The sequence below is a fragment of the Limosilactobacillus walteri genome (assembly GCF_014830205.1).
Taxonomy (GTDB): Bacteria; Bacillota; Bacilli; order Lactobacillales; family Lactobacillaceae; genus Limosilactobacillus; species Limosilactobacillus walteri.
Genome location: NZ_QORN01000060.1, coordinates 1 through 2,346, shown reverse-complemented (window position 1 = coordinate 2,346; position 2,346 = coordinate 1). Strand labels below are relative to the sequence as shown.

The 2,346-nt window shown below is 27.6% G+C and carries 4 protein-coding genes; all 4 read left to right on the top strand.

Annotation, left to right across the window (positions count from 1 at the left end; translation table 11 throughout):
- Positions 1-149 precede the first annotated feature (149 nt).
- The 4 genes from DTK66_RS10670 to DTK66_RS10655 all read left to right on the top strand — a co-directional run bounded on the left by DTK66_RS10670 (position 150) and on the right by DTK66_RS10655 (position 2,251).
- On the top strand, positions 150-578 hold the full coding sequence (locus DTK66_RS10670) for a Panacea domain-containing protein (protein ID WP_191668659.1): 429 nt from the start codon (positions 150-152) through the stop codon (positions 576-578).
- The gene (locus DTK66_RS10665; RefSeq protein ID WP_191668658.1) at positions 571-1,362 is read left to right on the top strand and encodes a hypothetical protein; all 792 of its coding nucleotides are present in this window, start codon (positions 571-573) and stop codon (positions 1,360-1,362) included. Before DTK66_RS10670 ends, DTK66_RS10665 begins: the two co-directional genes overlap by 8 nt.
- Positions 1,363-1,466: 104 nt before the next feature.
- Complete coding sequence (locus tag DTK66_RS10660) at positions 1,467-1,643, top strand: hypothetical protein (RefSeq protein ID WP_191668657.1); 177 nt, start codon at positions 1,467-1,469, stop codon at positions 1,641-1,643.
- A 2-nt stretch (positions 1,644-1,645) separates the two neighbouring features.
- On the top strand, positions 1,646-2,251 hold the full coding sequence (locus DTK66_RS10655) for an N-acetyltransferase (RefSeq protein WP_191668656.1): 606 nt from the start codon (positions 1,646-1,648) through the stop codon (positions 2,249-2,251).
- Positions 2,252-2,346: the final 95 nt, after the last annotated feature.

Genomic DNA, 2,346 nt, shown 5'->3' with positions numbered 1-2,346 from the left:
TTGACGGGACATAGTGCCAACTTGAAAGTCTTTTATTGTGAAAAACTTTAAAAAAGCATTATTTTTTACTATAGGTTTAGATAATGTGATAATATAATAATACCAAAAGTTTTTCTTAGACTTAATTATGAATTAGGGGAGATGATTGTATGTCAATGGATAACTTTGCTAAACACATTATTTCTGTTGTTCATAATAAAGATCAAGAAATTACGAATTTACAGTTACAAAAAATAATGTATTTTTCATTGAAATTTGCTCTCAAGAATAATCTGTTTACTCAACAACAACTACAGGATATATATGATGAGCCATTTCTAGTTTGGAGATATGGGCCGGTGGTAAAAAATATTTATGAGAAATATAAAATATATGGATCAGATCCTATTACCGAAAACGATACTCAATCCCCAGAGTTAAATGTTTTAAATAGCGAAATCATTAAATTAAGTAATGAAGATGTTTTTGATTTGGTTGATAAATCTCATTCAGAACATTATTGGAAAGCTAATGAAAATAAAATTGTTGGTTGGCGAAGTAATGTTGCATATAGCTTAGGAGATATAATAAATGGCTAGTGCTAGAAAAAAGTCACTAAGTTATTTAGAAAAAGACCATTTAACAACAAGAACAAATTTTGTGACTAACTATGAAACTATTATTAGGGATATTAGTAATGGTAAAAAAATAGAAAAAGATAGGTATAACGATTTGTTTGATACTTCTCAAACTTTAGATTCTTCTTTTATTCCTTATTCAGAAATAACTAGAATTATTTATAGTTTAGATAGTATGGATGGGTTAGATTTATTTTATCCAGAAATCGAAAAAAGGCTTTTACGTTATTTAAGTGATCATAAAGATATGAATGGTACTTTTATGGTAAAGGTTTTGGAGCATACTAAATTAGCCAGTAAGCAATTTGATAATTTGTATGCTAGGTCAGAAAATGAAATACAAAATTTAGCAACAAATACTCAGAATTTAATTGAACAACAAAATTCCATAAATAGTAGTTATGATCAAATAAAGGAAGAAAATCAACATCTTTCGTCTAATTTGATTACAATTTTAGGTATTTTTACAGCAATCACTTTCGCTATTTTTGGTGGACTACAAATTTTAGGCAATATTTTTGGTAAAGCTATTTCTAGTAAAGGGGCTAGTCATTTTATTATTGGTAACTCAATTGTTTTGGGTGGATTTTTTATTCTTTCTATTTATCTAATAATGTTAATTCTATTTGAAGGAATTGGAAAGTTGACTAAACAGAGTTTAGATTTATCAATGAAAACGATGCTTATAATTATAGGTATAACGGGGCTAATAATAGTAATTGGCTTTATTTATTCAATCTCTTAGAAGAATTTAGCTGATTGATGTTTTGCTTAAAGAAATGAATAAATTTTTATGGTAGAATAACTATACAAGCTGTATAGTTATTTCATTGAAGGAGGTTAATTATTATGGCAACTTCTAGTTTTACAACTAAATTCCAATTTACTAAGGAGAATGCTTCAAACCTCTTGAATGCAATTAACAGTTCAAAACATGTTAACATTCCAATGCACCACAATGTTAATTACTGGACTAAAGAGGATGTTAAGAAAAATAAAAATAATTTGAAGCAGATTTTTAAGTAGTAATGAATAGTCAAAGTTCTTTTAAAATTGTATCTTTAAAAAGTCTTTTGGATGATCCAGACTTGAAAGAAGAAGCAATTAAAAATACTTTATCTCATTTTTCGTGTTTAGATAATGATGTAAATGATTTTTTAAGAAATAAAGCTATCTTATTTGAAAAAATGGGAATGGCTCGTACCTATCTAATTTTAGATAGTAGAAACTTGATTGCGTATTTCTCAATTGCTATTAAGCCACTTACTATTGATAGTGAAAGCTGGAATCAAATGTCGAAAAATTTAAGACATAAATTTTCGCCTTTGGGATATCGTGATCATTATAATGAATATAATATTCCTGCTATTTTAATCGGACAATTAGGAAAAGATCAATATTTAGGAAAGAGTATAGCAGGTAAAGAATTAGCTAGTATCGCACTTAATCAAGTTAAGGCTGTTTGGGAACTAAGTGGTGGTTCGGTTGTTTATTTGGAAGCTAAGGACATACCATTCTTGTTAAAATTTTATACTGATATAGGTTTTACTAGAGTTTCCTTAAATCATAATACACAAATATATAAATCTTCTAATGGATTACAATTATATGTAATGAAATTAGACAAGATATAATAAAAAAGGGGATATCTGTCAACTGGTATGGTTGACTAAAAATACTTCCTACAAAAATGTAGGGGGTATTTTTTTAGGCTCTTCGTCAAGAAGTA

Coding starts and splice junctions, on each gene's coding strand:
- DTK66_RS10665 (WP_191668658.1), top strand. CDS start 571: ATGGCTAGTGCTAGAAAAAAGTCACTAAGTTATTTAGAAAAAGACCAT.
- DTK66_RS10670 (WP_191668659.1), top strand. CDS start 150: ATGTCAATGGATAACTTTGCTAAACACATTATTTCTGTTGTTCATAAT.
- DTK66_RS10660 (WP_191668657.1), top strand. CDS start 1,467: ATGGCAACTTCTAGTTTTACAACTAAATTCCAATTTACTAAGGAGAAT.
- DTK66_RS10655 (WP_191668656.1), top strand. CDS start 1,646: ATGAATAGTCAAAGTTCTTTTAAAATTGTATCTTTAAAAAGTCTTTTG.